This window comes from Microbacterium sp. LWH11-1.2 (genome assembly GCF_038397745.1).
GTDB lineage: Bacteria > Actinomycetota > Actinomycetes > Actinomycetales > Microbacteriaceae > Microbacterium.
Window position 1 is genome coordinate 3,121,599 of sequence record NZ_CP151636.1, and the last position, 25,903, is coordinate 3,147,501.

Sequence of the window (25,903 nt, forward strand, 5' to 3'; positions counted from 1 at the left end):
ATCAGGGGCCTTCTTCGCATCCCGGGGACGGGCAGGACGGCGTCACACCGCCCCGACGCCGAACACGAGCCCGAGGATGTACGTGACGGCTGCGGCGCCGAAGCCGATCGCCAGCTGTCGCAGCGCGCGGCGCAGCGGCGGACCGCCGGAGAGGACGCCGACCATGGCGCCCGTGCTCAGCAGGGCGATGCCCACGAGCACCAGGGCGAGGATGACGGCTGCGGCACCCTGCAGCCCGAAGATCCACGGCAGCACCGGGATGATCGCGCCGGATGCGAAGAGCAGGAAGCTCGAGATCGCGGCCGTCCAGTCGCTGCCGACGATCTCGTGGTCGCTCCCCGGCACGCGCACGGGCCCTGTCGCCGCGCGACGAGCGCCGGCTTTCGCCGCCTCGACGATGCGATGCGCACGGACCAGTGCCTCCTCCTGCTTCATGCCGCGTGCCCGGTAGACGAGCGCCAGCTCGTTCTCGTCGATGTCGAGATCGCCTGCGGCATCCGCTGCGTCCTCGTTGGCCTCGGTCGCGGCCAGCAGCTCGCGCTGGGAGCGCACCGACACGAACTCCCCCGCACCCATCGAGAGCGCGCCGGCGAGCAGACCTGCGATTCCGCTGAAGAGCACGAATCCGGAGCTCACCCCGGTCGCGCCGATGCCGAGCACGAGGGCGAGATTGCTGACCAGGCCGTCGTTGGCGCCGAAGACCGCCGCACGGAACGAGCCGGACAGACGTCGACGTCCTCGAGCGGCAAGCCCACGCACCACCTCGTAGTGGATCTTCTCGTCGGCGCGCATCGCGGGAGTCGCGTACTGCTCGGAGTCGTACGGCGACCGGGCTTCCGCGCTTTGCGCGAGGGCGAGCACGAAGATCGAGCCGAAGCGACCCGCCATCCAGCCCAGGAGGCGGGAGCGGATGCCGGCATGCGGCAGCCGCTTCGGCTCACCACCGAGAAGGTCGAGCCAGTGCTGCTCATGGCGCCGCTCGGCATCCGCGAGCCGGAGCAGGATCTCCTGCTCCTCTCCCGTGCGACGGGCGGCGAGCTTCTGGTACACCGCCCCCTCGGCGCGCTCCTCGACGAGGTAGCGCGCCCATCGGCGGTGATCAGCGGGTGTCGGCTCTGCGGCGGCAGGCGCTGTCATGGATCCTCCAGGCGTCACGAAGCCCGAGTGCGCGGGCAACCGTTCCACGCTAGCCGCGCCGGTGCGCGCGAACCCTGCTGAGACGAGGATTGCCAGCATTTCGGGGATCCGAACCCTTCGACAGGCTCAGGGACCGCCCTTCGACAGGCTCAGGGACCGCGGGGCGATCAGGAGCGGACGCGCTTGCGCAGCACGTCGATGCGCGACTGCAGCTGGGTCACCGTGGCCTGCGCGACGGCGGGGCCACCGCAGATGCGGCGGAGCTCGGCATGCACGGCGCCGTGGGGCTCCCCCTTCTGCCGCGCGTACAGCCCGACGAGGCTGTTCAGAAGCTGGCGCTGCTCCTTGAGCGTGCGGTGGAGAGGGGCGGGGAGCGTCGTCGTCTCGGTGGGGCCCGCAGCGGCCTCACGAGCCTCGCGCAGGCGGGACTGGCGGCTCTGACGCTGCATGAGGAGCTCGTGCACGTGCTCGGGCTCGAGGAGACCGGGGAACCCGATGAACTCCTCCTCCTCCGGGGTGCCGGGCTCGGCGAGCTGACCGAACTCCTGGCCCTCGAACACCACGCGGTCGAAGTGGGCGACCGAGGAGAGCGCCTGGTAGCTGAACTCCTGGGCAAGAGCATCCGAGGCCTCGTCCTCGCGATTGGCGCTCTCGAGCAGGGAGTCCTCGAGCCCGTCGTCGTCCTTCGACTGGCGGTCGAGAGCGTGGTCCCGCTCCTTGTCCATCTCGCCGGCGAGCCCCATGAGCACAGGGACCTGCGGAAGGAAGACGCTCGCCGCCTCACCCCGACGACGCGCTCGCACGAAGCGTCCGATGGCCTGGGCGAAGAAGAGCGGGGTCGACGACGAGGTGGCGTACACGCCGACGGCGAGCCGCGGCACGTCGACGCCCTCGGACACCATGCGCACCGCGACCATCCAGCGCTGGTCGCCGGCGCTGAACTTCTCGATGCGCTCCGACGCGGTCGCGTCGTCGGAGAGGACGACGGTCGGCTGCTGCCCGGTGATGCTGTGGAGGATCTTCGCGTAGGCGCGCGCCACGGTCTGATCCGTCGCGAGCACCAGACCGCCGGCATCCGGCACGTGGTGTCGGATCTCCGTGAGGCGCCGGTCCGCCGCCGACAGCACCGCCGGCATCCACTCCCCTTCGGGATCGAGCGCCGTGCGCCACGCCTGCGAGGTGACGTCCTTCGTGTTGTCCTGGCCGAGGTGGGTCTCGAGCTCGTCGCCCGACGTCGTCCGCCAGCGCATCTTGCCGGCGTACATGTGGAACAGCACCGGACGCACGACGCCGTCGGCGAGGGCTCGTCCGTAGCCGTAGTTGTAGTCGGTGCGGGAGATGCGCGCTCCGGACTCGTCGGGGTGGTACTCGACGAACGGGATGGGCGCGGTGTCGCTGCGGAACGGCGTCCCCGACAGCAGCAGCCGTCGCTTCGCCGGCCCGTACGCGTCGCGGATCGCGTCTCCCCAGCTGAGCGCGTCGCCACCGTGATGCACCTCGTCGAGGATCACGAGCGTCTTCGCGTCTTCGGTCAGGTGTCGATGCACCGACGACTTCGCCGCGACCTGCGCATACGTCACCACCGCGCCGTGATAGTGCCGCGCCGGCGCCCAGTCGCTGTTGCGGAACCGGGGGTCGAGGCGGATGTGCACGCGCGCGGCCGCGTCGGCCCACTGCGTCTTGAGATGCTCGGTGGGGGCGACCACGATGATGCGGTTGACCTCGCCCATGCGCATCATCTCGACGGCGAGGGTCAGGGCGAATGTCGTCTTGCCGGCGCCGGGTGTCGCGGCGACGAGGAAGTCGCGCTGGTCGGCTTCGAAGTACTGCTCCAGGGCCTCCTGCTGCCACGCCCGCAGCTTGTTCGCCGTTCCCCACGGGGCGCGCTGAGGAAAGGACGGAGAGAGCATCGAGTCCACGATAATCGCTCCCGCCGACACTGCGGCGCACGGGGCGCGCCGCTCCCGTCACCCCTGCCGCGACGCGCCGTCGCCGGGTAGGCTCGTTCACTGCGCTGCGGCCACCGCCCGGCGCACCCGTTCGCGAAGGAGAGCTGGATGACCGACCAGGATTCGACTCGGACCCCCTACGTCCCCAACGAGAGCGTGCACCCCTGGCGACGGTTCGTGGCCGTGGGCGACTCGTTCACCGAGGGCATCGGCGACCCCGACCCGAGCGCACCGGGCGGCCACCGCGGGTGGGCCGATCGGGTCGCCGAGGTGCTCGGCCAGCAGGTCGACGACTTCGCCTACGCGAACCTCGCGGTTCGGGGGAAGCTCATCGCACAGATCGTCGCCGACCAGATCGAACCCGCCGTCGCCCTGCACCCCGACCTCGTCTCCATCTGCGCCGGCGGGAACGACGTCATCCGTCCGGGAACCGATCCTGACGCGATCGCCGCGCAGTTGGAGGATGCCGTCGCGCGGCTCGCCTCCACCGGCGCCGCGGTGCTCCTGTTCACCGGCATCGACACCGGATTCACCCCCGTGTTCCGCGCGTTCCGCGGCAAGGTCGCGATCTACAACGAGAACGTGCGGGCCATCGCCGAGCGGCACGACTGCATCGTCGCGGACCAGTGGGCGCTCAAGGTCGTCCAGGACATGCGCTTCTTCGACGACGATCGTCTGCACTACAACGCGCTCGGCCACCACGAGGTCGCGCGCATGGCCCTGCGCGCACTGAACGTGCCGAACGAGCTCGAGGCCATGCAGCCCGAGCCTCTGCCGGTGCGGACGTGGCGGGAGGCCCGCTCCGAGGACTTCGGCTGGGCGCGCGAGCACTTCGTGCCCTGGGTCCTTCGACGGCTGCGCCACCAGTCCTCCGGCGATCACGTCGCGGCGAAGCGTCCCGAGGCGTCGCCGATGATCCGGCTCGATCAGGACTGAGGCCCAGCGAGCGGTACGCCTTCGCGACCTCAGACGACGGACTACGGGTCGCGCAAACCAGCGCAACTTTTGGTCCCACCTTCAACGTCCGATGTGCTCCATAGACTCGTCTAATGACACGGCTCATTAGAAGAGCCAGCGACGATGGCGAGGAGGCCAACGTGCGAGTACGGCAGATCTGGATTCGGTTCTACAAGTCTTTCAATTTTGACTATGAGCTGAAGGCAACCCCCGGCGCGAAGCCCGTACCGTGGCAGCAAACCGTCGATGGTTGGATGCCGCACGTACGGATACCCATCGAACCGGACATCACAGCTGTAGTAGGTGCGAACGAATCCGGCAAGACGCATCTGCTCGACGCGATCAAGATCCTACTCACCGGTGAAGGCCTGTTTCAACGAGACTTCTGCCGATCGTCATCGCTATTCTCCGTAGAACACGGTTCACGGCTCTTCCCCGAGATCGGTGCGACGTTCGAGCTGAGTGACGCGGAAGCGACAGCCATCGATGGCTTAGCCATCCCTCGTCTTAAGAACGGTGACCTGCTCGCCTCGTCTTAAGAACGGTGACCTGCTCGCGCTCAGACCGGCGCCGGGCAACGTGGCGGTCGTAAACCAGGATCAAGAACGCGTCCTGCTGAGTGACGAACAGGTCGCTGGGCTCCAGTTGTTGTTGCCACGCCATCACGAGCTAGACACCGACGTGGCACTACCTGACTCAGTGTCGATAGCCTTGCTCGCGGGTAGCAGCCACGCGATTGCCGGGCGTAAGAAGAGGTCCGCTCTCCTCGAAATGCTTGCTGCTGTGACTACCCCCGAACAGGTTACGGCGAACGCCGCAAGCGTGCTCGCTCTGGTAACTAATGTTGACGCGCTTGAGTCCAAAAGGCAACGAGAACAACAGCTTGGGATCGACCTCCTCCTAAAGATCGCGCACATCGAAGAGTCAAGCTTCAAAGAACTTCAGAAGGCAATCACGGAGGAGCGGGAAGGCCTAGTCAACGGCCTTATCCAGGAGATGAACAACTCGATCGCTCGGCACCTCAATGTGTCCCGGTGGTGGAGCCAGGACCCAGAGTTCCAGCTTCGCGTCTCGCCACGGGAGCACGAACTTGTCTTCACGATCCGAGATCGCACCGGCACTGACTATTCTTTCACCGAACGAAGCAGGGGCCTTCAGTATTTCTTGAGCTACTACGTTCAAATGCTCGCCCACGATCGCCCCGATTCGAAGCCAGAGGTCTTACTCATGGACGAACCGGACGCGTACCTCTCTGCTTCTGGCCAGCAGGATCTTCTTCGAGTTCTCGAGCATCACGCACGACCGGACGATGCCGCTCGGGAGGATCAAGTCGTCTATGTCACGCACTCGCCGTTCCTGATCAACCGCAATGCTGGACATCGCGTTCGAGTCGTTGACAAAGGGTCGCGCGACGAGGGGACCCGCCATGTTAAGGATGCCAGTCAGAATCATTACGAGCCGCTGCGGACGTCGCTCGGCGCATTCGTCGCTGAGACGGCGTTCATCGGAGGTGACAACCTCTTCGTCGAGGGCATTGCCGATCAAGTTCTGTTGGCGGGAATGAACATGAGGCTGCTCCGCGCTGGCGCAGCGCCCAGCCAGTGCCTCGACCTAAATAGGGTCACAATTGTGGCCGGGGGGTCTCATATTCCCTACATGCTGTACCTTGCCCGAGGTCGTGATCAGATCAAGCCGGCATGCGTGGTTCTGGTAGACGGCGATACCGCTGGCGACATCGCGCGAAAACAGATCAGGAAGGGCGGCGCGCACGGCAAACCCACCGTTTCCGACGACTTGATCGTGCAGGTCGCCGAGTGGGCTGCGACTGCCGACCTTGACGTCACCACCGGAGTCGTTGTGCGGGAACCCGAAGACCTCATACCCGCAGCTGTAGTGGTCGCTGCTGCTAGACGATACGCCCGAACTTTTCTCGGGCTCGACGAAGAGGCGAGCAAGAAGCTCACCGAGGTTGAGGTAATAGGTCGACTGGCGGCAGCGAAAGGGAGCATGTGGGACGCGCTCGACGACGCGTTCAAGAGCACATTCGAGACGAACATCAGCAAAGCCGGCTTCGCGAAGGAACTTCTCGCATATCTGACCAAGACGCGAGATGACGCAAGCCGCCCACCCGGCGTGCCCGCGTTGGATGATAACTTCGGGAAACTGCTGAATCGGCTAGCGGAGACTCTAAGCCTGGCTCAAGAACGAGAGTCTAGTAGCCGGCGTGATCAGCGGCTCGACCGAACCATCGACACGTTCATCGGCGACTACCCGTCTGGATCTACGAGAGACCGAGCGCTCACGGTGCTCAAGCGTATCGATGCCGCGGTCGACGAGACGACGGCTGGGGACATCATCCGCTCAGCAACAGCTCGGTTGCGGCGTGAGTTCAAGCTGGCGCAAGAACCGCTCAAGAACGTCGATGACTATGCCACCTTCTTAGATCGACTCGGCAACCTGCGCCACTTGGAGCGACTCAGCAACCAGGGTGTTTTGGCGCAGGACCCTGGCAATAGCTGATTCACCTGCGCAATGAGCCGAGGACTCGTTCGGGGGCAGGCAGTGGTGTCGAATCCTGCGCGGCTCCAGACACGGGACGCGGGCGTTGGGATTGGCTTCACACTTCCCCCGAGTCAAAAGCTGCCGGCTACTCCGATACAGGCTTTTTGAGACGCGACGCGGCCGCTCGACGGAGCATTACTCGAAACGTGATGAGAAACGATAAGCGACTACTGCGGCAGAGGCTCTCTCCCCGAGAGCCCGCGAAGCTGCAGGGCATCAGTTAGCACAAAGCAAGAATGGACGCGCGTTCTCAGCGCTGCAGCGCCCAGAGCGCGACCGCAGCGGCGGAGGCAACGTTCAGCGAGTCCACTCCCCCGCTCATCGGGATCGTGACCACGTGATCGGCGCCCTCGAGTGCGGTGCGGGACAGCCCGTCGCCCTCCGAGCCCATTACAAGCGCGACTAGTTCGGGGCGGTCGGCCGCATAGGCGTCGAGCGTCAGGGCATCGTCGCGCAAGGCGAGCGCAGCGATGTCGAACCCTTCGGCGTGCAGGTCAAGGATGGCGGATTCCCAGTCGGTGATGCGCGTCCAGGGCACCTGGAAGACCGTCCCCATGCTCACCCGCACGCTGCGGCGATACAGCGGGTCGGCGCCGCCGGGCGACACCAGCACGGCGTCGGCGCCCAGGCCGGCCGCCGCACGGAACGCGGCGCCGACGTTCGTGTGGTCGCCGATGTTCTCGAGGATCAGCACGAGACCGGCGCCCTGGATGACCTCGCGGACGGTCGGAAGCTGCGGGCGGTGCATCGACGCGATCGTCCCGCGGTGCACGGCGAACCCGGTGACCGCTTCGGCCACCTCATCCGGCACGACGTAGACCGGCACATCGAGGGCGCCGACGATGCCTCGGATGTCGTCGATCCGGCGTTCCTGCACGAGAACGGAACGGGGGCGATGGCCGGCCGCGACCGCGCGGGCGATGACCTTCGTCGACTCGGCGATGTACAGCCCGTCCGGCGGTTCCCGCAGCGCGCGGAGAGCCGTGTCTGTGAGACCCCGGTAGTCGTCGAGTCGGGGGTCTGCGGCGTCGGCCACGGAGATGAGTTCCACGAGAGCCACTCTGCCACCCGTCGGACGACTCGCGGCACGACCGACCGCTGCGACACGTCGTAGACTCGCTCGGGGAGGTCCTGTGAGCGCATCGAGCACTGCCGAGCTGTCGGCGACACTCGCCCAGGCGGCCGGACTGCTCCGGGGCAGGCGGATCGCTCTCCTGACCGGTGCGGGTATCTCCACGGACTCCGGCATCCCCGCCTATCGCGGCGAAGGCGCCAGGACCCGCAGCGATCCGATGACCATCCAGACGTACCTCGGCGACGAGGCGGCCCGGAGGCGCTACTGGGTCGGCGGCCACCTCGGATGGCGCGCATTCGCACGCGCGACACCCAACCCGGGGCACGTCGCCCTCGCCGAACTGGAGTCCGCGGGAATCGTGTCGGGCGTCATCACGCAGAACGTCGACGGACTGCACCTGCGCGCCGGCAGCTCGCACGTCATCGAGGTGCACGGCACCATGCGTCGCGTGCTCTGCCTGCATTGCGGCCAGGTCTTCGACCGCCGCGACGTGGCGGTGCAGATCGAGGAGCTGAATCCGTGGATCACGGTGCCCGAGAACGTCGCGCTCGCCCCCGACGGCGACGTGCTCCCGGAGAGCACGGAGGGCTTCGTCATCCCGACCTGCACCGTGTGCGATGGGATGCTGAAGCCCGATGTCGTCTTCTTCGGCGAGTACGTTCCGCAGGATCGCTTCCGCGCAGCGGAGTCCCTGCTGCGTTCCAGCTCGGCGCTCATCGTGGCGGGCTCCTCGCTCGTAGTGAACTCGGGGGTCCGCCTCATCGAGCGTGCCCGCCGCCGCAGCATCCCTCTGATCATCGTCAATCGCGAGCCGACCCGCGCGGACGCCTGGGCCGATCTCACGATCGCCGCCGGCACCAGCGACGTGCTCCCCGCCCTTCAGGAACTTCTCTCGTGACCTTCATCACCCTCATCCGCCACGGCCAGACGGACTGGAATCTCGCCCGGCGCATCCAGGGCTCGACCGACATCCCGCTGAACGAGAAGGGGCGCGCTGACGCGCACCGCGCGGCCGGTCATCTCGCCGCGACGCCGCACCACGCGATCTACTCGAGCCCGCTGCTCCGGGCGAAGGAGACGGCCGAGATCATCGCCGCAGAGCTCGGTCTGGAGTTCGCCGGGGTCGTCCCCGACGTGCGAGAGCGCGAGTTCGGCGAGGGCGAGGGGATGCTGGTCTCCGAGTACATCTCGACGTACGGCGACTGGCACGCCGAGGTTCCTGGCGCGGAGTCCCTGCATGAGGTCGGCGTGCGAGCCATCGCGGCCATCCACGCGATCGCACGCGAGTCGCGGCGCAGGTCTGCTCCACTGGCCGAATCCGTGCTGGTGGTGGCGCACGGCGGCGTCATCCGCTCGGTGATCGATCAGGTCTCCGGCGGCACGCTGCCGCGAGAGGGAGAGGTCATCGCGAACGGCTCGGCGCACCGCTTCGAGGCGTCTCCGGGTTCCCTCCGACTCCTCGAGGAGTCGCTGGTCATCTGATCAGCGGACGCGGCCCACGACGGACCGCGCGTGCCGCAGCACGGGCTCGTCCACCATCCGGCCCTCGAAGCGGAAGACACCGCGTTCGCTCTCCGCGGCGAGCAGGACTGCGCTCGCCCACGCGACGGTCGCCTCATCCGGGAGGTACGCCGCGCGGATCACGGCGACCTGGCTCGGATGGATGCACGCCGTGGCACGGAACCCGGAGGCCGCGGCATCCGTCGCCTCCTCCTCGAGGCCCTGCACGTCGTCGATGTCGACGTGCACCGCGTCGATCGCCGCCTTGCCGTGCGCGCCCGACTCGAGGAGCACGCGCGAGCGGGCGTAGCGGGCGATCTCGCGGTAGGCGCCGCCCGCCGTGCGAGAGGAAGTGCCGCCGAGCGAGGCCACGAGGTCCTCCGCCCCCCACATCATCGCCGAGACGAGCGGATGCGCGGCGATCTCGGCGGCCGCGTGGATGCCGAGAGCCGTCTCGCACAGCGCGACGAGCGAGAACCGGTCGTCGAACGCGGACAGGCCGTCGGCGCCCTCGGTCTTCGCCACCATGACGGTGCGGAAGTCGGTCTGCTCGAGAGCCTCGAGGTCGGCGGCGAAGTGCTCGCTGTTCGGTGCATTCACCCGCACGATCACACGATCGGGATCGATCGCGGCGCTGATCAGGTTGGTGCGCGCCGCCGCCTTCGCGTCAGGGAGCACGGCATCCTCGAGGTCGAGGATCACCGCGTCCGCCCGTTCCAATGCCCTGCCGAAGCGCTCGGGGCGGTCGGCGGGGCAGAACAGCAGCGCCGGGCCCAGGTCGAACGTCGTCATGCGGACGCCTCCGGCCGGCAGTGCACGAGGGCGCTTCTCGTGGCCGTGGCGACCACGGTGCCGTCCTGATTGCGTCCGGTGTGTGCGATCTGCACGATGCCCTGCCCCGGTCGTGACGACGAGAGCCGCTTGTCGACGATCACGCTCTCGGTGTAGAGCGTGTCGCCCGCGAACAGCGGATGAGGGAACGTGATGTCGCCGAAGCCGAGCTGAGCCACCAGCGTGCCCTGCGTCAGCTGAGCGACGGATGCGCCGACCATCGTCGACAGCGTCCACATGGAGTTCATCAGCCGTGCGTGGAACGGAGCCTGGGCGTCGGCGAACGCCGCATCGAGGTGCAGAGCCTGCGTGTTCATGGTCAGCGTCGTGAAGAGCACGTTGTCGGCCTCGGTCGCCGTGCGTCCCGGTCGGTGCAGATACCGGGCGTCCGTCACGAACTCCTCGTAGTAGAGGCCGCGTTGGATGATGTCCTCTGGCATGTCGCCCACGCTACCCGGCGAGACCGAGCCCGCGGGCGATGACGAGGAGCTGCACCTCGGTGGTGCCCTCGCCGATCTCGAGGATCTTCGAGTCGCGGTAGTGCCGTGCCACGGGGAACTCGTTCATGAATCCGTTCCCGCCGAAGATCTGGGTGGCGTCCCTGGCGTTGTCCATCGCGGCTTCGCCCGCGACGAGCTTGGCGATCGCGGCGGCCTCGGCGAACGGCTTGTCGGCGTCGCGCAGTCGCGCCGCGTGATGCCAGGCGAGTCGTGCCGTGTGCACCCGCGCACGCATCCGTGCCAGCGTGAACTGCGCGTTCTGACGAGTGCTCAGCGCGCTGCCGAAGATCGTGCGGCTCTTCGCGTAGTCGACCGCGGCTTCCAGGCACCCTTCCGCGGCACCCGTGGACAGAGCGGCGATCGCGATGCGCCCCTCGTCGAGGATGCTGAGGAAGTTCTTGAATCCGCGTCCGCGTTCGCCCAGCAGGTTCGCTGCCGGGACTCGTGCGCCCTGGAAGCTCAGCGGGTGGGTGTCCGACGCGTTCCAGCCGACCTTGTCGTACGGCGGCTCGACGGTGAAGCCGGGTGTGCCGTTGGGGACGATGATTGTCGAGATCTCCTTGCGGCCGTCGTCGACGCCCGTGACCGCGGTCACGGTCACGAAGCGCGTGATGGGCGTGCCGGAGTTCGTGATGAACTGCTTGGAGCCCTCGATCACCCATTCGTCGCCCTCCAGCCGGGCCGTGGTGCGCGTCGCACCCGCGTCGCTGCCTGCTTCCGGCTCGGTGAGACCGAAGCCCGCGAGAGCACGACCGGCGAGGAGGTCGGGAAGCAGCTCCTGGCGCTGCTCCTCGGTGCCGAAGCGGAAGATCGGCATGGCGCCGAGGCTGACCCCCGCCTCGAGCGTGATGGCGATGGACTGGTCGACCCGGCCGAGCGCCTCGATCGCGATGCCGAGTGCCATGTAGTCGCCGCCCTGGCCGCCGTACTCCTCGGGGAACGGCAGGCCGAACAGGCCGATGTCGCCCATCTGCGCCACGACGTCCATCGACAGGGTGTGCGTGCGGTCGGCCTCGTACGACTGGGGCGCGACGACGGTCTCGGCGAACTCGCGCACCATCGCGGCGAGCTCGCGCTCCTCTTCGGACAGGTCTTCCATCTTCAGCTCTCTTCCGTCGTCACTCGTGCGACCGGCTGGTCGCGTCGAACCTGATCGCCCACGGCGACCAGCAGCTGCACCACGCCGTCGTGCGGCGCGAGCACGGGGTGCTCCATCTTCATCGCCTCGATGGCGATCAGCGGGGTGCCCGCGGAGACGGACGCGCCGTCCTCCACGTGCACGGCGACGACGCTCCCCGGCATCGGCGCGCGCGCCTCCGGCTCGGTCGCCGCAGCGCCACGATCGTGCGCGGCATGCCGACGTCGCATCCGCTGACGTCGGTCGAGCGGACGCAGACGAGCGGTCCTGCCGTCTTCCGAGACCCAGACGGCCCCGTCGGCATCGACAGCAGCACGTGCCGTGGTCCCGGGTGTCACGTCGTCGCCGACCGGAACCTCGATGAGCTCGTCGTCGTCGGTGAGCAGCGCGAAGGGCGCGTGCGCCGCAGGTCCCGCCCCCAGACGCCAGCCGGGGAGCTCGCGCCAGAGCGCGCTCGTCCTGACGGGCTCCGCCGCCGTCGGTGCCGCGGCACGGGCGGCCGAGAGCATCGCCGCCGACGGCGCCTCCGCGCTCACCGGCAGCAGCGTGTCGATGAGCCCGGTGTCGAGATCGCCGGCGATGACGCGGGCGTCGTTGCAGAGCTGACGCAGGAACGCGATGTTCGTGTCGACGCCCAGCACTACCGTCTTCGCCAGCGCCTCGTCGAGGCGTCGCAGTGCCGTCGTGCGGTCCTCGGCGAACGCGATGATCTTCGCGATCATGGGGTCGTAGAACCCCGTCACCTCGCTGCCGGTCGCGATCGCCGCGTCCACGCGGACGCCCGTGGGAGGGTCGAAGAGCAGCACGGTCCCCGTCGAGGGAAGGAAGCCGCGTTCCGGAGATTCCGCGTACACGCGCGCTTCGACGGCGTGACCGCTGATCGTCGGCGTGACATCCAGCGGCAGACCGGCGGCGGCGCGCAGCTGCAGCGCGACCAGGTCGAGCCCGGTGACCTCCTCGGTGACCGGATGCTCCACCTGCAGCCGCGTGTTCATCTCGATGAAGAAGACGTCCTCCGGCGAATCCGCGTCGACGAGGAACTCGACGGTCCCGGCACCGACGTAGGACACGCTCTCGCCGGCGTGGACGGCGGCGGAGAGGAGTCGCTCCCTCGTCTCCGCCGGGATCCCGGCCGAGGGCGCCTCTTCGATCACCTTCTGGTGTCGACGCTGCAGCGTGCACTCGCGCTCGCCGAGCGCGACCACGGTTCCGTGGGCATCCCCGAAGACCTGCACCTCGATGTGCCGAGGGCGCCGGATCAGTCGCTCGAGGATCAGGGAGTCGTCGCCGAACGCGGCTGCCGCGACGCGTCGAGCCGACGCCAGCGCGCCGCCGAGGCCGGCCGCATCCGCGACGACCTCCATGCCCTTCCCGCCCCCACCTGCGCTGGGCTTGACCAGCAGCGGGAAGCCGACGCGGTCCGCCTCCTCTGCGATCTCGCCGTCGGAGAGCCCTCTGGCGTCGAAGCCCGGCACGACCGGCACGCCGTAGCGCATGACGTGGTCGCGCGCCCGCGCCTTGTCTCCCATGATCTGCAGGGCCTCGACGGACGGGCCGATGAAGACGATCCCGCTCTCCGCGCAGGCTTCCGCGAGACCGACGCTCTCCGAGAGGAAGCCGTAGCCGGGATGGATGGCCTGGGCACCCGTGGCACGAGCCGCGGCGATGACGGCATCGATGTCGAGATAGGACTCCGCGGCCGGCGCCGGTCCGATGCGCACAGCGGCGTCCGCCTCGCGGACATGCGGCGCGTCGGCATCGGCATCGCTGTAGACCGCGACGCTGCGGATGCCGAGATCACGCAGCGTGCGGATCACGCGGCGCGCGATCTCTCCACGGTTCGCGACGAGGACGGTGTCGTAGTACATGGCACTCACATCCGGAAGACGCCGAAGCGCGGTTCGGGCAGCGGACTGCGGGCGACGACGTCGAGGGCGAGGCCCAGGAGGTCACGGGTCTGTGCCGGGTCGACGATGCCGTCGTCCCAGATGCGGGCGGTCGCGTAGTACGGCTCGCCCTGCTGCTCGTACTGCTCGCGGATCGGCGCCTCGAACGACGCCCGGTCCTCGGGGGTCCATTCGTCGCCGCGTGCGGTGAGCTGGTCCTCCTTGACGGTCGCCAGGACGGAAGCCGCCTGTGCGCCGCCCATGACCGAGATGCGGCTGGCCGGCCACGTCCACAGGAAGCGCGGCGAGTAGGCGCGACCGCACATGGAGTAGTTGCCGGCACCGAAGGATCCGCCGATGATGACCGTGAGCTTGGGGACGCGGGTGCTGGCGACGGCGGTGACCATCTTGGCCCCGTCCTTCGCGATGCCGCCGGCCTCGGCATCCGATCCGACCATGAATCCGGTGATGTTCTGCAGGAAGAGCAGCGGGATGCCGCGCTGGTCGCACAGTTCGATGAAGTGCGCGCCCTTGAGTGCGGACTCGCTGAACAGCACGCCGTTGTTGGCGACGATCCCGATCGGATGCCCGTGCAGCCGGGCGAAGCCGGTCACCAGGGTCGTGCCGTACTCGGCCTTGAACTCGCGGAAGCTGTCGCCGTCGACCAGCCGGGAGATGACCTCGCGGACGTCGTACGCCGCGTTCACGTCGACGGGGACGACGTCGTAGAGGGAGGACAGCTCGGACGGCGGCCTGCTGTCGTGCACCTCCCAGGCGGGTGCCTGCGACGGGGGCAGCGTGGCGACGATGTCACGAAGGATCTCGAGAGCGTGCTCGTCGTCCTCCGCGAGATGGTCGACGACGCCGCTGCGGCGGGCGTGCAGCTCCCCGCCGCCCAGCTCCTCCGCCGTCACGATCTCGCCGATCGCGGCCTTCACGAGGGGCGGACCGCCGAGGAAGATCGTGCCCTGACCGCGGACGATGACCGTCTCATCGCTCATCGCGGGGACGTAGGCGCCGCCTGCCGTGCAGGAGCCGAGGACGGCGGCGAGCTGCGGGATCCGCTCCGCGGACATCCGCGCCTGGTTGAAGAAGATCCGCCCGAAGTGCTCGCGGTCGGGGAACACCTCGTCCTGCTTCGGCAGGAATGCGCCGCCCGAATCGACGAGGTAGAGGCACGGCAGCCGGTTCTCGAGGGCGATCTCCTGGGCGCGGAGGTGCTTCTTCACCGTCAGGGGGAAGTACGTGCCGCCTTTGACCGTCGCGTCGTTGCAGACCACCATCACGTGACGGCCGTGGACGAGCCCGATCCCCGCGATGACGCCGGCGCCCGGCGCCTCTCCCCCGTACAGTCCGTCGGCCGCGAGCGGAGCGACCTCGAGGAACGGGCTGCCCTCGTCGAGGAGCCGCGCCACGCGGTCCCGCGGGAGCAGCTTCCCTCGCGCCAGATGACGTTCGCGCGAGGCCTCGGGGCCTCCGCGCGCCGCCGTCGCAAGGCGCTCCCGCAGCTCGTCGGCGAGCGACTCCTGGGTTGCCGGCATCGTGATGTCCTCCTCGACCCACGTCGCGCCCGTCGATGACCCTGGCGCGGTGCATGCATTCTCGGTTAGTGTTCACTAACCCGTTGATTCAGGTTAGCGAGGATTAACTGAGATGACAAGCCCGGTCACCGCCCGAGACCGCGCCAAGGCCGAGCGCTCCGACGCGATCCTTCACGCCGCCGCTCGGCTCTTCGCCGAGCGCGGCTACACCGGCGTGAGCCTCGAGGACATCGGTGCCGCGGTCGGCGTGTCAGGACCGGCGGTCTATCGCCATTTCGCCGGCAAGCAGGCGCTGCTCGGGGCGGTCCTGGTGAAGGTCAGCCAGTACCTGATCCACGGCGGCCAGCGGGTCGCGGACGGCGCGGAGACACCCGATGAGCGGATGCAGACGCTGATCCGCTTCCACGTGGACTTCGCGCTCGGGAACGCCGAGGTGATCCAAGTGCAGGATCGCGATGTCGCCCACCTCTCCGAGACGGATCGGGCTGAGGTCCGACGACTCCAGCGCGCCTACATCGAACTCTGGATGGACGTGCTGGAGCCGCTCCATCCCACCCGCGACGACTCCCCCGCTCACCGGGATGAACTCCGGCTCCGCGTGCAGGCCTGCTTCGGCCTGATCAACTCGACGCCGCACAGCACTCGTGCCGCCGCGCGGCGGCATGCCGCCACCGCGAGCGTTCTCGTCGCGATGGCGGATGCCGCTCTGCGAGCCGCTATCTGAAGAGCATCGCGCGGCCAGGCTCCTGCAGGACGTCAGCGACGTCCTTCAGGAATCGCGCACCCTCCGCCCCGTCGACCAGCCGGTGGTCGAACGAAAGGCTGAGCGTCATCATCTGACGCAGCGCGATCGCACCGCGGTACTCCCACGGCTGCCGGCGCACCGCACCGACGGCGAGGATGCCGGACTGACCCGGCGGGAGGATGGGCGTACCCGCGTCGACGCCGAACACGCCGATGTTGGAGATCGAGAACGTGCCGCCGGCGAGCTCCGCGGGTGACGTCTTGCCCGCGCGTGCCGTCTCGGCGAGAGCCTTCAGCGCCCCCGCCAGTCCCGTGAGGCTCAGCTGATCCGCGTCGCGGATGTTCGGGACGATGAGGCCGCGATCCGTCGCTGCCGCGATGCCGAGGTCGACGAAGTTGTACTGGACGATCTCGCCCGCCGCCTCGTCCCAGCGCGAGTTGAGGCCCGGTGCACGGCCGAGCGCGAGGCAGACCGCCTTCGCGATGACCGCGAGCGGGCCGATGCGATGCTCGGCGAGAGACCGGTCTTCACGGAGACTCGACAGGAGGTCCATGGTCGCCGTCACGTCGACCGTGTGGAAGACGGTGACGTGCGGCGCGGTGAAGGCGCTCTGCACCATGGCGGCCGCGGTGTGCTTGCGGACGCCGCGGATGGGGATGCGGGTCTCGCGCTCCTCGTGCTGCGCCGTCGCGAACAGCGCGGCGGGCGTGGCAGGCGCGGCATCGACGGGCGACGCTGTCGCGGTGGTCGGGGCGGGGACTGCTCCGACACGCTCGGCGTAGGCGTCGACATCGTTGCGGGTGATCAGCCGATCCCCCACCTCTGCCGCGACCAGGACCAGATCGATGCCGAGACGCTTGGCGTGCGCACGGACAGGCGGCGTGGACCGAGGGCGCTCGATCACCGTGCGGGGGCTCGCCGTGGGTGTGGCGTCATGTGGCGCCGCCTCGAGGACGGCGGTGTCCGAGACCGCCGCAACTGCGCTCGCGCGACGCGCGCGACGAGCAGGACGGCCCGCCGTCGTCGGCGTCGCGCCGTAGCCGACGAGGTTCGGCTGCGCCTTCTCCCCCGGGTCGTCCGTCGGGATCGGGTCTTCCTCGCCCTCCACGTCGAAGGCGATCAGCGGGGCGCCGACGGCGACGGTCTCTCCCGCCTCCGCGTGCAGCGTCGAGACGGTCCCCTCGTAGGGCGATGGCAGCTCGACCACGGCCTTCGCGGTCTCGACCTCTGCGAGAGTCTGATTCAGAGCGACCACGTCTCCCGGCGCGACGAGCCACTGCACGACCTCTGCCTCGGTGAGACCTTCACCGAGGTCCGGCAGGCGGAACTCCGCATTCATGCGTCTGCTCCCGTCAGGCTGTTGGGTCGGTCCAGCACGCGATCCACCGCGTCGAGGAGCCGATCGAGATCCGGCAGGTGGTACTTCTCGAGCTTCGCGGGCGGATAGGGGATGTCGTGCCCGGTGACGCGCAGAGGCGCGGACTCGAGGTATTCGAAGCAGCGCTCGGTGATGCTGGCGATCACCTCGGCGGCGACCCCCGCTTCGCGCGAGGCCTCGTGTGCGACCACGACCCGTCCGGTCTTGCGCACCGACGCGGCGACCGAGTCGTAGTCGATCGGAGACAGCGAGCGCAGGTCGATGACCTCGAGCGAGATCCCCTCGTCCTCGGCGGCGTCGGCCGCCTGGAGGGCCGTGGACACCATGGCCCCGTATGTGATGAGCGTGGCATCGGTACCGGTCCGCATGACACGGGCGAGCCCCATCGGCGACGCATCGGCGAGAGGCGCCGCGAGGTCGACCTCGCCCTTGTGGTGGTACAGCCGCTTGGGTTCGAAGAAGATCACGGGGTCATCGCTGGCGATGGCCTGACGCAGGCTGCGGTAGGCGTCCTCCGGGTTGGAGACGGCGACGACGCGGAGCCCGGCGGTGTGCACGAAATACGCCTCCGGCGATTCCGAGTGGTGCTCGGCCGCGCCGATCCCGCCCGCCCACGGGATCCGGATGGTGATCGGCATCTTCGCACGGCCCTGCGTGCGGTAGTGGAGCTTCGCGACCTGCGCGACGATCTGGTCGAACGCCGGGTACACGAAGCCGTCGAACTGGATCTCGACGACCGGACGGTAGCCGCGGAACGCGAGCCCGACGGCCATGCCGACGATGCCCGACTCCGCGAGCGGTGTGTCGACCACGCGGGAGGCGCCGAACTCGTCCAGCAGTCCGTCGGTGATGCGGAACACGCCGCCGAGCTTGCCGATGTCCTCGCCCAGGAGGACCACCTTCTCGTCGTCGCGCATGGCCTGGCGGAGTCCTGCTCCGAGGGCCTTGCCGAGGGTCATCTCCGTCATGGTCACGCCTCGACTTCGAACGACGCGAGGTACGCGGCGTACTCGTCGCGCTGGCGCTCGAGTCCGGTGTGGGGCTCGGCGTACACGCCGTCGAACACGGCGAGCGGCGGCCGGGTGACCATGCCGAGGCACGCGGCGCGCATGTCCTTGGCGACCGCGTCGGCGGCGGCCTGGGTCTCGGCGACGTGGGTGTCGGCGAGTTCGCCGGCGTTTCGCAGATGCTGCTCGAGGCGTGCGATGGGATCGCGGCGGCGCCAGGATTCCAGTTCCGCGTCGTCACGGTAGCGCGTGGGGTCGTCCGCGGTCGTGTGCGGGCCCATCCGATAGGTCACGGCCTCGATGTACGCAGGCCCCTTGCCGGAGCGCGCGTGGTCGAGCGCCCAGCGCATCGCGGCCATGCACGCGAGCACGTCGTTGCCGTCGACGCGCAGGCTCGGGATGCCGAAGCCCGGCGCACGTCCCGCGATCGGGAACTGGGACTGCACCGCCACCGGCTCGGAGATCGCCCAGTGGTTGTTCTGGCAGACGAAGACGACGGGCGCCTGGTACGAGGAGGCGAAGATCATCGCCTCATTGACGTCTCCCTGGCTCGTCGCGCCGTCGCCGAAGTACGTCACGGCGACCTCGTCCGCACCCTCGTGACGGATGCCCAGGGCGTAGCCCACGGCGTGCAGCGTCTGCGCACCGATGATGATCTGCAACGGAGCGACGCGAAGAGCCTCCGGATCGTGTCCCGCGCCCTCCTCGCCGCGCCACATGCGCACGTAGTCGCCGGGCTGCGCCCCGCGGGCGTAGATGACGCCGGTCTCGCGGTAGCTGGGGAAGACGTAGTCCTGCGGGGCCAGGGCCCGCGCTGTGCCGATCTGCGTCGCCTCCTGCCCCTGGCACGGGGCCCAGAGACCGAGCTGCCCCTGGCGCTGGAGGGCGACGCCCTCCGCGTCGATGCGCCGGAGGATCACCATGTCACGATGCAGGGCGCGCAGCTGCTCGGCATCCACGTCGGCCACGAAGGCGTCCAGTCGGGGGTTCGCGATGCGCGATCCGTCCGGAGCCAGGATGCGCTCGGAGAGCTCCAGATCCTGGGCGGTGTCAGCGATGGGCGTGATCTGCGGTGACATCATCGTCCTCCAAGTCCTCAGCGGCCCTCGTGGGGTGCTCGCGGTGGCACCGGCGACATCACCGGCCTGCTCTGAGGCTACGTCCGCTCAACACCTCGCTCAAGCAATTGCAATGTGCTTGAGCATGTTGCTCAATTTCGGCGATCCGCGTCCTGCTAAGGTTTGGCACTATGTCTGGACTGGACCGCATCGATCTCGAACTCCTCGCCGCTCTGGCGGCCGATCCGCGCATCACGGTCGTCGCGCTCGCAGAGAACCTCAAGCTCTCGCGCAACACGATCCAGGCCCGGATGGCACGCCTCGAGCAGACGGGGGTCTTCCTCTCGTACGAGCGATCCTTCTCCCCCGATGTGCTCGGCTTCCCGCTGCAGGCGTTCGTCAACATCGGCGTCCGGCAGCCCGAGCTGCCTCGGATCATCAACGAGCTCGCGCGCATCCCCGAGATCGTCCAGGCTCACGGGCTGAGCGGTTCGATCGATCTTCTCGCTCGCGTCGCCTGCCGTGACGCCAGGCACCTGTTCGACACCGACGCCCGGATCCTGTCGATCGAAGGCGTCGAGAGGACCGAGACCTCGCTCGCGATGGGCGAGGTGATCCCGTTCCGGGTCGCCGGACTCATCGGCCTCGCGAGACGGGAATCCTGAGGAACCGACGAACCGCCCCGGCGGCCTCCGCCGGCGTCTCGTAGTGGATGAGATGCCCGACGTGGGCGATCTCCACCAGTGTGGCGTCGTCGAAGAGCGCGGCGAGCGTCCGCTCGGCCTCGATGGGGGTGATGTCGTCGCGCTCGGCGGCCACGAGGAGCGTCGGGACGTCGATGTCCGAGGCGAACTCCCGGACGTCGTGCGACACGCTCGCGACGAAGGCGTCGCGCAGCACGTCCCGATCGAAGAACCGTGAGAAGTACGTGTCGTGCTGGTCGTGGATGAAGCGTCGGAGCGATGCGTCCTTCGTCTTCGCCATCGTGATGCTCATCACCCGCACGATGACCCGGTTCCGCAGCAGCGCCGTCCCGAGCCGCTCCGGTAGACGCGCCCCGAGTGCGTAGTACAGCACAGCCAGCCGCGTCATGAGTCCCTTGGGCCCCTCCAGCGCGGGGGCGCCGATCGGGTTGAGCAGGATCATCCGCGGCGTCGCGAGGCCGCCGGCGACCGCGGCGGCCGTGACGATCGACCCGAAGGAGTGGCCGAGGATGACGGCTCCCGGCGCGACGGCGGCGGTGAAGTCGGTGAGCCAGGCCGCGTACTCGTCGAGGTCGTGCGTGCGTCCGGGAAGGGGCGCCGACTCGCCGAACCCCGGAAGATCCGGCGCGATCACCCTGACCTCGGGGAGGTAGGCGAGCACGGGCTCGAGGCCGTGATGCTCACCCCGGAAGCCGTGCACCGCCACGACCGTGGTCTCGGCGTCCGTCGGTCCGTACTCCCAGTACGCGGTGACGCCGCCGCGAACGGGGACCTCGTGCCGCTGCACCGGCAGTCGGCGGAGTCGGTCGGCGTAGGGAGAAGGCACCGTCATGCTCCGAGTCTACGAGCCGCAGTGCGCCTTCTCCTGAATGTCCGACGGCGGCTCTACGGTGAGGGCATGTCACCCGGTCCTGCGCTTCCCGCCTGGCTCACCCGCGTCGCGGTGTTCGACCTCGAGACGACCGGCATCGACGTCGCTTCCGACCGTGTGGTCAGCGCGCACGTGGGGGTCCTCGACGCCGAGGGCCGTCAGATCGCGGCGCGCACCTGGCTCGCCGATCCCGGCATCGCGATCCCGGACGGCGCGACGGCGGTGCACGGCATCACGACCGGATACGCGCGCGAGCACGGTCGGCCGGCGCCCGAGGTGATCGCCGAGGTCACGGCCGCCCTGCGTTCCCTCCTCGGGCAGGGGGTTCCTGTCGTCGCCTACAACGCCGCCTACGACTTCTCCCTGCTCGCCCACGAAGCCACCAGGCACGGGATCGAGCCGCTCGTCGACCCCGCCCCCGTCATCGATCCGTTCGTCATCGACAAGGCCTACGACCGCTACCGCCGCGGCAAGCGAACCCTCGAGGTCGTCGCCGAGCACTACGCGGTCCCTCTCGACGATGCACATGAGGCGTCGGCCGACGCGATCGCCGCCGGCCGCGTGCCTCAGGCGCTGGCACGCCAGTTCTCCCTCCCTCCGACGCTCACCGAGCTCCACACCCGTCAGATCGGCTGGGCTCGGTCGCAGGCTGCAAGCCTGACGGAGTACTTCATCAGCGTCGGGCGCCTCGAGCCGGAACAGCACCTCGACGGCGCCTGGCCCGTGCGCACGTCGCCGCCCACGACGGACTGACCGCCGGCCGCGACTTCTCTCGACGCCGTCGATTCGACTACTCTCCACAATGGCGCCCATGTCGTGCAGTGCGAGGAGGAAGCAGGCGATGCGGTTCACGTCCAGGAACGTCGATGACGTGGAGTCCACATGGCAGCAGTTCGTGCCGTCCGCGGCGCTGCAGAAGGTGGACCCTGAGCGGTTCCGTTTCGACTGGCGATCCGCCGATCTCGGGAGCGCGACGCTCGTCCGATACGACCTCGCGGCGCAGGTCCGCTCCGCCGCCGAACCGCACGACCAGCTCCTGGTGTGTCGCGTCGACTCCCCCGACGTCCACGTCTGGTCGGAAGGCCGGACACTCGACGCCCGCCTGCCCTGGTTGACCGACGGCGCTCGGGTTCACGCGCAGTGGAGCCGTTCGGCGCGCGTCAGGGCGCTCGTGTTCGACCGCGAGGCGGCGCAGGAACGCGCCAGGCAGTTGACAGGCGACGACGGCATCGAGTTGCGCGCCCTCGGCCTCGCCCCCCGCTCGGCAGCCGCGGCAGCGCAGTGGGAGCGGGTGTTCCATTACCTCGACTCCTCCCTGGGGGACGAGACCGGCGACGATCGCATCCTCCTGTCCGAGTTCGAGCGGCACGCGCTGATGATGACGCTGTCCACGTTCCCCACGACGCTGGCGGAGTCGATGCGGCGACCGCCGCAGCGCTCCGGCGCGCCGATGACCGTGCGGCGCGCGCTCTCCTACATCGAGGAGAACGCGCATCTGCCGATCACCGTCGATGACGTCGCGAACGCGTCCTTCATCTCGACGAGAGGCCTCCAGTACGCGTTCCGTCGCGCCCTGGACATCACTCCGACCGACGCCCTGCGACGCGCGCGTCTCGACGGTGCTCGCCGGGATCTCGAACGGGGCGAGGGCGTGTCCGTCCGGGCGATCGCTCGACGCTGGGGCTTCAGTCATCCGTCTCGCTTCACCGCGGCCTATCGGGAGGCGTACGGCGAGGCTCCCTCCCTCGCCTTGGATCCTGTCCTCCACGTGACACCAGACGAAGACTCTGTTCGTCCGTGACGGTGGGTTCCGCTCCGTGGTCGGGGCGGTCTCGCGCGTTGACTAGAGTTCAACCATCCCCCGACTGCTCGTCGGTCCGCACTGCCGTCTCCCGAGGAGTTCCATGAGCCACGCGCCCGTCATCTCTCGAGACGCCTGCTGACAGATGGGAAGCCTCTACTACGGCGATGCCCAGGATCCGATCCAGATCGAGGACCGCGCGCTCGCTCATCTCAAGGTCGTGATCGCCACCAAGCTCCGGCGCAATGAGAGCTTCACGCTGTCGTGGCGGCATCCGGAGGGCGACACGCCCGGACGATCGACCCTCTGGCTGCATCCCTCCATCCCGCTCCGCTTCGTGTTCCAGGAGCCGGAGACACCGGAGCTCAGTCGCAGCTGGATCGAGGATCTCGCGCATTCCGCGAACTCCAGCGGAGGCATGATGCTCGTCGACGAGCATCTCGAGAGCGCCGCGTCCGACTGACGACATCACGAACGGTAGGGCGGGCGGGACTTGAACCCGCGATCGTTGGGTTATGAGCCCACTGCCTTAACCAGCTTGGCCACCGCCCCGTACGCGCTCCAGCCTAGCGGCCGGTCCGGGTCACACCGGAGACGCGGCGGCGTGCGTCTGCAGGTGGCCCAGGTAGATCTCGGCGTTGGCGACCAACCCGGCACGCTCCTCCTCGCTGAGCGACCGGCGCACCTTCGCGGGGACGCCGGCGACGAGGGACCCCGCCGGGATCTCCGTGCCGCCGAGCACGACGGCGCCGCCCGCGATCAGGCATCCCTCGCCGATCACGGCACCGCTGAGGATCACCGACCCCATTCCGATGAGCGAGCCGTCGCCGATGGTGCAGCCGTGCACGACCGCGTTGTGTCCGATCGACACCTTCGATCCCACGACCACGGGGTGGCCGGCATCCACGTGCACCGACACGTTGTCCTGCACGTTGCTGCCCGGCCCGATGACGATCCCGGCGGAGTCACCGCGGAGCACCGCGTTGTACCAGACGCTGGCGCCGGCCGCGAGGGCGACGTCGCCGACGACGCGCGCGCCGGCCGCGACGAACGCGGAGGCGTCGATCGACGGCGTGCTGTTCGGCAGAGCGAGAACGGAGGCGTCTGAGGCGATGGTCATGAGGTGAGACTACCCTCACTTCCGCGGAATCACGCGGAAGTGAGCCGAGCCTCAGCTTGCTTGCGGAATGTCTGAGCGTGAGTAGCGTTGTCTTCAACAGATACGAGATTTCCCTCTTGAGGAGCAGAAGATGAGCAAGGCACAGACCGTTTCCACCACCGCTGTCGACCCGACCGTCGCCGCCGGCGCCGCGCAGTTCCTCTCCCCCGTCGTGCTCGGCCTCCAGGCGCTGACCGTCAACGGCAAGCAGGCCCACTGGCACGTCCGTGGCGCGAACTTCGTCGGCGTCCACGAGCTGCTCGACACGATCGTCGCCCACGCGGGTGACTTCGCCGACACCGCCGCGGAGCGCATCGTCGCCCTCGGGCTCCCGATCGACGCCCGCGTGAGCGCTGTGGCGGCGAAGGCCGGAGCGACGGGTGTCCCCGCCGGCTTCACCCAGTCGGACGAGCTCATCCGTGCCGTCATCGCCGATATCGATGCCATCCTCGTCGATGTCCGCGCCGCCGTCGACGGCCTCGACGAGGTCGACCTGACGAGCCAGGACGTCGCGATCGAGATCCAGCGCGGCCTCGACAAGGACCGCTGGTTCCTCGTCTCGCACATCGCGGCCTGACGCAGCAGCACTCGGAAGGGCGGTCCTCGGTATCACCGGGGCCCGCCCTTTCGCGTGTGCGGAGTCCGCTACTGCGCGTAGGTGACGCGTCCGCCGAGAATCGTCGCGACGACCGGCATCTCACGCAGACCCGGTGCTGTCGCCGTGCGCGGGTCCTCGCCGCAGAGCACGATGTCGGCGACCTCGCCCGGTCGGAGTGCGGAACGCACGCTCGCCTCGATCGCCTGATCGACCGTCAGCGTCTCCTCGGGATGCCAGGGTGCGCGGTCGTCGTCGGTCCGGGATACGGCGGCGGATATCGCCTGCCACGGGTCGAGGTCCGCGACGGGCGCATCGGAGCCGAACCGCAGCTCCGCTCCGGCATTGCGCAACGACGCGAGCGGGTAGCTGATCGCCGTCTGCTCCGCCCAGTGCCGCGCCACGAGGTCGCGGTCGTCGAGCGCGTGCTGCGGCTGCACGCTCGCGGCGACGCCGAGCCGCGCGAACCGGGCGAGATCGGCGTGGCGCACGAGTTGCGCGTGCTCGATGGTGCCGACAGCCCCGGCGACCGTGAAGGCGTCGAGCGCCGAGGTCGTCGCGCGGTCGCCGATCGCGTGCACCGCGGCGGCCAGACCGGCGCCGGTGGCGCGGGTCAGCAGCTCCACCAGTGCGTCCGGCGAGACCGTCAGCATCCCGAAGTCGTGCGGGTCGCCGGGATAGGCGTGCGAACACGCGGCCGTCCTGGTGCCGAGCGAGCCGTCGGTGATCACCTTGAGGGAGCCCACGCGGATGAGTCCGCGTCCCGCTTCCGGGCCGTCAGGGTCCTCGTGGACCTCGCCTGTCCGCAGACCGGACGCGATCGCTCGATCGAGGTCGAACGGGTATACCGCGAACTCGACGCGATGCGCGGCGAGCCCGGCGGCGACCCGTCGTGGCCAGGCGTCGGCGTTCCAGGCCATGTCGAAGTCGACGAGGCCGGTGATGCCTCGCGCTGCGGCGCGTTCACCCGCGCTCCGCACCGCCCGGTCGCCGTGCACGGGATCGGCGGCGTTGAGACGCCGGGAGATCTCGAACGCGTCCTCTTCGCGCAGCATCCCGTCCGGGCTCCGGAATCCCTCGCGGGCGAGCGCGGCGGAGTTCAGCCACACGCTGTGCACGTCGGCGTTGATGAGATAGGCGGGCACGGCTCCTGTCGCAGCATCCAGGAGCTCGAGGGACGGTGCATCCGTCCAGAGCGCATCCCGGAAACCGCTGCCCACACGTCGTCCGTCCGGGAGCAGCCGCGCTTCGCTCATGAGCTGTGCTGCCGCCGCGGCCGAGCCAGCCTCTCCGAGCGGTGCGCGCTCCTCGGCCAGCGCCCACTGCACGGTGTGCACGTGATTGTCCCAGAGCCCCGGGATCGCCCAGGCGCCGCCCGCATCCACGACCTCGCCTCTGGCCGACAGCGCCCCGGTCGGCGCGATGTCGGCGATCCGACCGTCCTCGAGGAAGATGTCGACCGGTTCGTCATCGATCAGGAACTCGCGGCCGGGGCCCGCGATCCGTGCG

The 25,903-nt window shown here is 68.9% G+C and carries 25 protein-coding genes and 1 tRNA gene; 11 read left to right on the forward strand and 15 right to left on the reverse strand.

The features are described from left to right. Positions 1 to 42: 42 nt before the first annotated feature. Positions 43 to 1,137: a VIT1/CCC1 family protein gene (locus MRBLWH11_RS15175; RefSeq protein WP_341945430.1), complete on the reverse strand. Its 1,095-nt coding sequence runs from the start codon at positions 1,135 to 1,137 to the stop codon at positions 43 to 45. A 167-nt stretch (positions 1,138 to 1,304) separates the two neighbouring features. Further along, positions 1,305 to 3,047 carry a DEAD/DEAH box helicase gene (locus tag MRBLWH11_RS15180; protein WP_341945431.1) on the reverse strand — a complete coding sequence of 581 codons (1,743 nt, stop codon included), beginning with the start codon at positions 3,045 to 3,047 and terminating at the stop codon, positions 1,305 to 1,307. 147 nt (positions 3,048 to 3,194) lie between these two features. Between MRBLWH11_RS15180 and MRBLWH11_RS15185 the strand changes: the two genes are divergently transcribed. The 3 genes from MRBLWH11_RS15185 (at position 3,195) to MRBLWH11_RS15195 (ending at position 6,563) form a co-directional block, all read left to right on the forward strand. Then, complete coding sequence (locus tag MRBLWH11_RS15185; RefSeq protein ID WP_341945432.1) at positions 3,195 to 4,022, forward strand: SGNH/GDSL hydrolase family protein; 828 nt, start codon at positions 3,195 to 3,197, stop codon at positions 4,020 to 4,022. 113 nt (positions 4,023 to 4,135) lie between these two features. Beyond that, positions 4,136 to 4,582 (forward strand): AAA family ATPase, encoded by a 447-nt coding sequence (locus MRBLWH11_RS15190; RefSeq protein ID WP_341945433.1) that lies wholly within the window; start codon positions 4,136 to 4,138, stop codon positions 4,580 to 4,582. Beyond that, positions 4,560 to 6,563, forward strand: a complete 2,004-nt coding sequence (locus MRBLWH11_RS15195; RefSeq protein WP_341945434.1) for an AAA family ATPase — start codon at positions 4,560 to 4,562, stop codon at positions 6,561 to 6,563. The genes MRBLWH11_RS15190 and MRBLWH11_RS15195 overlap by 23 nt, the downstream gene beginning before the upstream one ends. Before the next feature lie 292 nt (positions 6,564 to 6,855). On the opposite strand, the gene MRBLWH11_RS15200 is transcribed toward MRBLWH11_RS15195, so the two are convergent. Continuing rightward, on the reverse strand, positions 6,856 to 7,656 hold the full coding sequence (locus MRBLWH11_RS15200) for an RNA methyltransferase (RefSeq protein WP_341945435.1): 801 nt from the start codon (positions 7,654 to 7,656) through the stop codon (positions 6,856 to 6,858). Positions 7,657 to 7,738: 82 nt separating this feature from the next. Here MRBLWH11_RS15200 and MRBLWH11_RS15205 point away from each other — a divergent pair, with 82 nt between their 5' ends. Beyond that, positions 7,739 to 8,578, forward strand: coding sequence for a Sir2 family NAD-dependent protein deacetylase (locus MRBLWH11_RS15205; protein WP_341945436.1), 840 nt, complete (start codon positions 7,739 to 7,741; stop codon positions 8,576 to 8,578). Beyond that, on the forward strand, positions 8,575 to 9,162 hold the full coding sequence (locus tag MRBLWH11_RS15210; protein WP_341945437.1) for a histidine phosphatase family protein: 588 nt from the start codon (positions 8,575 to 8,577) through the stop codon (positions 9,160 to 9,162). Before MRBLWH11_RS15205 ends, MRBLWH11_RS15210 begins: the two co-directional genes overlap by 4 nt. Here MRBLWH11_RS15210 and MRBLWH11_RS15215 read toward each other — a convergent pair whose 3' ends face one another. The 5 genes from MRBLWH11_RS15215 to MRBLWH11_RS15235 are packed head-to-tail and all read right to left on the reverse strand — an operon-like array spanning position 9,163 to position 15,076. Continuing rightward, positions 9,163 to 9,972, reverse strand: coding sequence for a CoA ester lyase (locus tag MRBLWH11_RS15215; protein ID WP_341945438.1), 810 nt, complete (start codon positions 9,970 to 9,972; stop codon positions 9,163 to 9,165). Continuing rightward, the gene (locus tag MRBLWH11_RS15220; RefSeq protein WP_116634999.1) at positions 9,969 to 10,451 is read right to left on the reverse strand and encodes a MaoC family dehydratase; all 483 of its coding nucleotides are present in this window, start codon (positions 10,449 to 10,451) and stop codon (positions 9,969 to 9,971) included. Before MRBLWH11_RS15220 ends, MRBLWH11_RS15215 begins: the two co-directional genes overlap by 4 nt. 10 nt (positions 10,452 to 10,461) lie before the next feature. Beyond that, complete coding sequence (locus MRBLWH11_RS15225; protein ID WP_341945439.1) at positions 10,462 to 11,610, reverse strand: acyl-CoA dehydrogenase family protein; 1,149 nt, start codon at positions 11,608 to 11,610, stop codon at positions 10,462 to 10,464. Positions 11,611 to 11,612: 2 nt separating this feature from the next. Further along, a complete protein-coding gene (locus MRBLWH11_RS15230; RefSeq protein WP_341945440.1) occupies positions 11,613 to 13,517 on the reverse strand; it encodes a biotin carboxylase N-terminal domain-containing protein in 1,905 nt (634 codons plus the stop codon). Between the two features lie 5 nt (positions 13,518 to 13,522). Further along, on the reverse strand, positions 13,523 to 15,076 hold the full coding sequence (locus MRBLWH11_RS15235; RefSeq protein WP_341945441.1) for a carboxyl transferase domain-containing protein: 1,554 nt from the start codon (positions 15,074 to 15,076) through the stop codon (positions 13,523 to 13,525). 112 nt (positions 15,077 to 15,188) lie between these two features. Between MRBLWH11_RS15235 and MRBLWH11_RS15240 the strand changes: the two genes are divergently transcribed. Next, positions 15,189 to 15,800, forward strand: coding sequence for a TetR/AcrR family transcriptional regulator (locus MRBLWH11_RS15240; protein ID WP_116635003.1), 612 nt, complete (start codon positions 15,189 to 15,191; stop codon positions 15,798 to 15,800). Here the strand turns inward: MRBLWH11_RS15240 and MRBLWH11_RS15245 are convergent. The 3 genes from MRBLWH11_RS15245 to pdhA are packed head-to-tail and all read right to left on the reverse strand — an operon-like array spanning position 15,793 to position 19,285. Next, on the reverse strand, positions 15,793 to 17,160 hold the full coding sequence (locus MRBLWH11_RS15245; protein ID WP_341945442.1) for a dihydrolipoamide acetyltransferase family protein: 1,368 nt from the start codon (positions 17,158 to 17,160) through the stop codon (positions 15,793 to 15,795). The two genes, MRBLWH11_RS15240 and MRBLWH11_RS15245, sit on opposite strands and share 8 nt — an antisense overlap. Further along, the gene (locus MRBLWH11_RS15250; RefSeq protein WP_341945443.1) at positions 17,157 to 18,167 is read right to left on the reverse strand and encodes an alpha-ketoacid dehydrogenase subunit beta; all 1,011 of its coding nucleotides are present in this window, start codon (positions 18,165 to 18,167) and stop codon (positions 17,157 to 17,159) included. The genes MRBLWH11_RS15245 and MRBLWH11_RS15250 overlap by 4 nt, the downstream gene beginning before the upstream one ends. Before the next feature lie 2 nt (positions 18,168 to 18,169). After that, positions 18,170 to 19,285 (reverse strand): pyruvate dehydrogenase (acetyl-transferring) E1 component subunit alpha, encoded by a 1,116-nt coding sequence (gene pdhA, locus MRBLWH11_RS15255; RefSeq protein WP_341947837.1) that lies wholly within the window; start codon positions 19,283 to 19,285, stop codon positions 18,170 to 18,172. Between the two features lie 170 nt (positions 19,286 to 19,455). On the opposite strand from pdhA, the gene MRBLWH11_RS15260 reads away from it, so the two are divergent. Further along, positions 19,456 to 19,929 carry an Lrp/AsnC family transcriptional regulator gene (locus tag MRBLWH11_RS15260; protein ID WP_116635006.1) on the forward strand — a complete coding sequence of 158 codons (474 nt, stop codon included), beginning with the start codon at positions 19,456 to 19,458 and terminating at the stop codon, positions 19,927 to 19,929. Here MRBLWH11_RS15260 and MRBLWH11_RS15265 read toward each other — a convergent pair. Further along, on the reverse strand, positions 19,901 to 20,800 hold the full coding sequence (locus MRBLWH11_RS15265) for an alpha/beta hydrolase (RefSeq protein ID WP_341945444.1): 900 nt from the start codon (positions 20,798 to 20,800) through the stop codon (positions 19,901 to 19,903). The two genes, MRBLWH11_RS15260 and MRBLWH11_RS15265, sit on opposite strands and share 29 nt — an antisense overlap. A 66-nt stretch (positions 20,801 to 20,866) precedes the next feature. Here MRBLWH11_RS15265 and MRBLWH11_RS15270 point away from each other — a divergent pair, with 66 nt between their 5' ends. From MRBLWH11_RS15270 to MRBLWH11_RS15280, 3 genes are all read left to right on the forward strand, one after another. Next, positions 20,867 to 21,592 (forward strand): 3'-5' exonuclease, encoded by a 726-nt coding sequence (locus MRBLWH11_RS15270; protein WP_341945445.1) that lies wholly within the window; start codon positions 20,867 to 20,869, stop codon positions 21,590 to 21,592. Between the two features lie 88 nt (positions 21,593 to 21,680). Next, positions 21,681 to 22,640 carry an AraC family transcriptional regulator gene (locus MRBLWH11_RS15275; protein WP_341945446.1) on the forward strand — a complete coding sequence of 320 codons (960 nt, stop codon included), beginning with the start codon at positions 21,681 to 21,683 and terminating at the stop codon, positions 22,638 to 22,640. Between the two features lie 145 nt (positions 22,641 to 22,785). Next, complete coding sequence (locus tag MRBLWH11_RS15280) at positions 22,786 to 23,103, forward strand: hypothetical protein (protein WP_341945447.1); 318 nt, start codon at positions 22,786 to 22,788, stop codon at positions 23,101 to 23,103. Between the two features lie 15 nt (positions 23,104 to 23,118). Here MRBLWH11_RS15280 and MRBLWH11_RS15285 read toward each other — a convergent pair. Together MRBLWH11_RS15285 and MRBLWH11_RS15290 are read right to left on the reverse strand one after the other, a co-directional pair. After that, a tRNA-Ile gene (locus tag MRBLWH11_RS15285) sits at positions 23,119 to 23,192 on the reverse strand. A 31-nt stretch (positions 23,193 to 23,223) separates the two neighbouring features. Then, positions 23,224 to 23,760: a gamma carbonic anhydrase family protein gene (locus MRBLWH11_RS15290; RefSeq protein ID WP_341945448.1), complete on the reverse strand. Its 537-nt coding sequence runs from the start codon at positions 23,758 to 23,760 to the stop codon at positions 23,224 to 23,226. Positions 23,761 to 23,890: 130 nt separating this feature from the next. Between MRBLWH11_RS15290 and MRBLWH11_RS15295 the strand changes: the two genes are divergently transcribed. Further along, positions 23,891 to 24,376: a DNA starvation/stationary phase protection protein gene (locus MRBLWH11_RS15295; protein ID WP_116635011.1), complete on the forward strand. Its 486-nt coding sequence runs from the start codon at positions 23,891 to 23,893 to the stop codon at positions 24,374 to 24,376. Positions 24,377 to 24,444: 68 nt separating this feature from the next. On the opposite strand, the gene MRBLWH11_RS15300 is transcribed toward MRBLWH11_RS15295, so the two are convergent. After that, a complete protein-coding gene (locus MRBLWH11_RS15300) occupies positions 24,445 to 25,896 on the reverse strand; it encodes an amidohydrolase family protein (protein WP_341947839.1) in 1,452 nt (483 codons plus the stop codon). Positions 25,897 to 25,903 lie beyond the last annotated feature (7 nt).

What these genes read in the sequence shown, in the direction of transcription:
- MRBLWH11_RS15245 (WP_341945442.1), bottom strand. Translation starts at nt 17,160, where the DNA reads ATGAATGCGGAGTTCCGCCTGCCGGACCTCGGTGAAGGTCTCACCGAG.
- MRBLWH11_RS15290 (WP_341945448.1), bottom strand. Translation starts at nt 23,760, where the DNA reads ATGACCATCGCCTCAGACGCCTCCGTTCTCGCTCTGCCGAACAGCACG.
- MRBLWH11_RS15220 (WP_116634999.1), bottom strand. Translation starts at nt 10,451, where the DNA reads ATGCCAGAGGACATCATCCAACGCGGCCTCTACTACGAGGAGTTCGTG.
- MRBLWH11_RS15175 (WP_341945430.1), bottom strand. Translation starts at nt 1,137, where the DNA reads ATGACAGCGCCTGCCGCCGCAGAGCCGACACCCGCTGATCACCGCCGA.
- MRBLWH11_RS15270 (WP_341945445.1), top strand. Translation starts at nt 20,867, where the DNA reads ATGTCACCCGGTCCTGCGCTTCCCGCCTGGCTCACCCGCGTCGCGGTG.
- MRBLWH11_RS15265 (WP_341945444.1), bottom strand. Translation starts at nt 20,800, where the DNA reads ATGACGGTGCCTTCTCCCTACGCCGACCGACTCCGCCGACTGCCGGTG.
- MRBLWH11_RS15260 (WP_116635006.1), top strand. Translation starts at nt 19,456, where the DNA reads ATGTCTGGACTGGACCGCATCGATCTCGAACTCCTCGCCGCTCTGGCG.
- MRBLWH11_RS15250 (WP_341945443.1), bottom strand. Translation starts at nt 18,167, where the DNA reads ATGACGGAGATGACCCTCGGCAAGGCCCTCGGAGCAGGACTCCGCCAG.
- MRBLWH11_RS15235 (WP_341945441.1), bottom strand. Translation starts at nt 15,076, where the DNA reads ATGCCGGCAACCCAGGAGTCGCTCGCCGACGAGCTGCGGGAGCGCCTT.
- MRBLWH11_RS15295 (WP_116635011.1), top strand. Translation starts at nt 23,891, where the DNA reads ATGAGCAAGGCACAGACCGTTTCCACCACCGCTGTCGACCCGACCGTC.
- MRBLWH11_RS15275 (WP_341945446.1), top strand. Translation starts at nt 21,681, where the DNA reads ATGCGGTTCACGTCCAGGAACGTCGATGACGTGGAGTCCACATGGCAG.
- MRBLWH11_RS15230 (WP_341945440.1), bottom strand. Translation starts at nt 13,517, where the DNA reads ATGTACTACGACACCGTCCTCGTCGCGAACCGTGGAGAGATCGCGCGC.
- MRBLWH11_RS15185 (WP_341945432.1), top strand. Translation starts at nt 3,195, where the DNA reads ATGACCGACCAGGATTCGACTCGGACCCCCTACGTCCCCAACGAGAGC.
- MRBLWH11_RS15240 (WP_116635003.1), top strand. Translation starts at nt 15,189, where the DNA reads ATGACAAGCCCGGTCACCGCCCGAGACCGCGCCAAGGCCGAGCGCTCC.
- pdhA (WP_341947837.1), bottom strand. Translation starts at nt 19,285, where the DNA reads ATGTCACCGCAGATCACGCCCATCGCTGACACCGCCCAGGATCTGGAG.
- MRBLWH11_RS15215 (WP_341945438.1), bottom strand. Translation starts at nt 9,972, where the DNA reads ATGACGACGTTCGACCTGGGCCCGGCGCTGCTGTTCTGCCCCGCCGAC.
- MRBLWH11_RS15225 (WP_341945439.1), bottom strand. Translation starts at nt 11,610, where the DNA reads ATGGAAGACCTGTCCGAAGAGGAGCGCGAGCTCGCCGCGATGGTGCGC.
- MRBLWH11_RS15280 (WP_341945447.1), top strand. Translation starts at nt 22,786, where the DNA reads ATGGGAAGCCTCTACTACGGCGATGCCCAGGATCCGATCCAGATCGAG.
- MRBLWH11_RS15180 (WP_341945431.1), bottom strand. Translation starts at nt 3,047, where the DNA reads ATGCTCTCTCCGTCCTTTCCTCAGCGCGCCCCGTGGGGAACGGCGAAC.
- MRBLWH11_RS15190 (WP_341945433.1), top strand. Translation starts at nt 4,136, where the DNA reads ATGACACGGCTCATTAGAAGAGCCAGCGACGATGGCGAGGAGGCCAAC.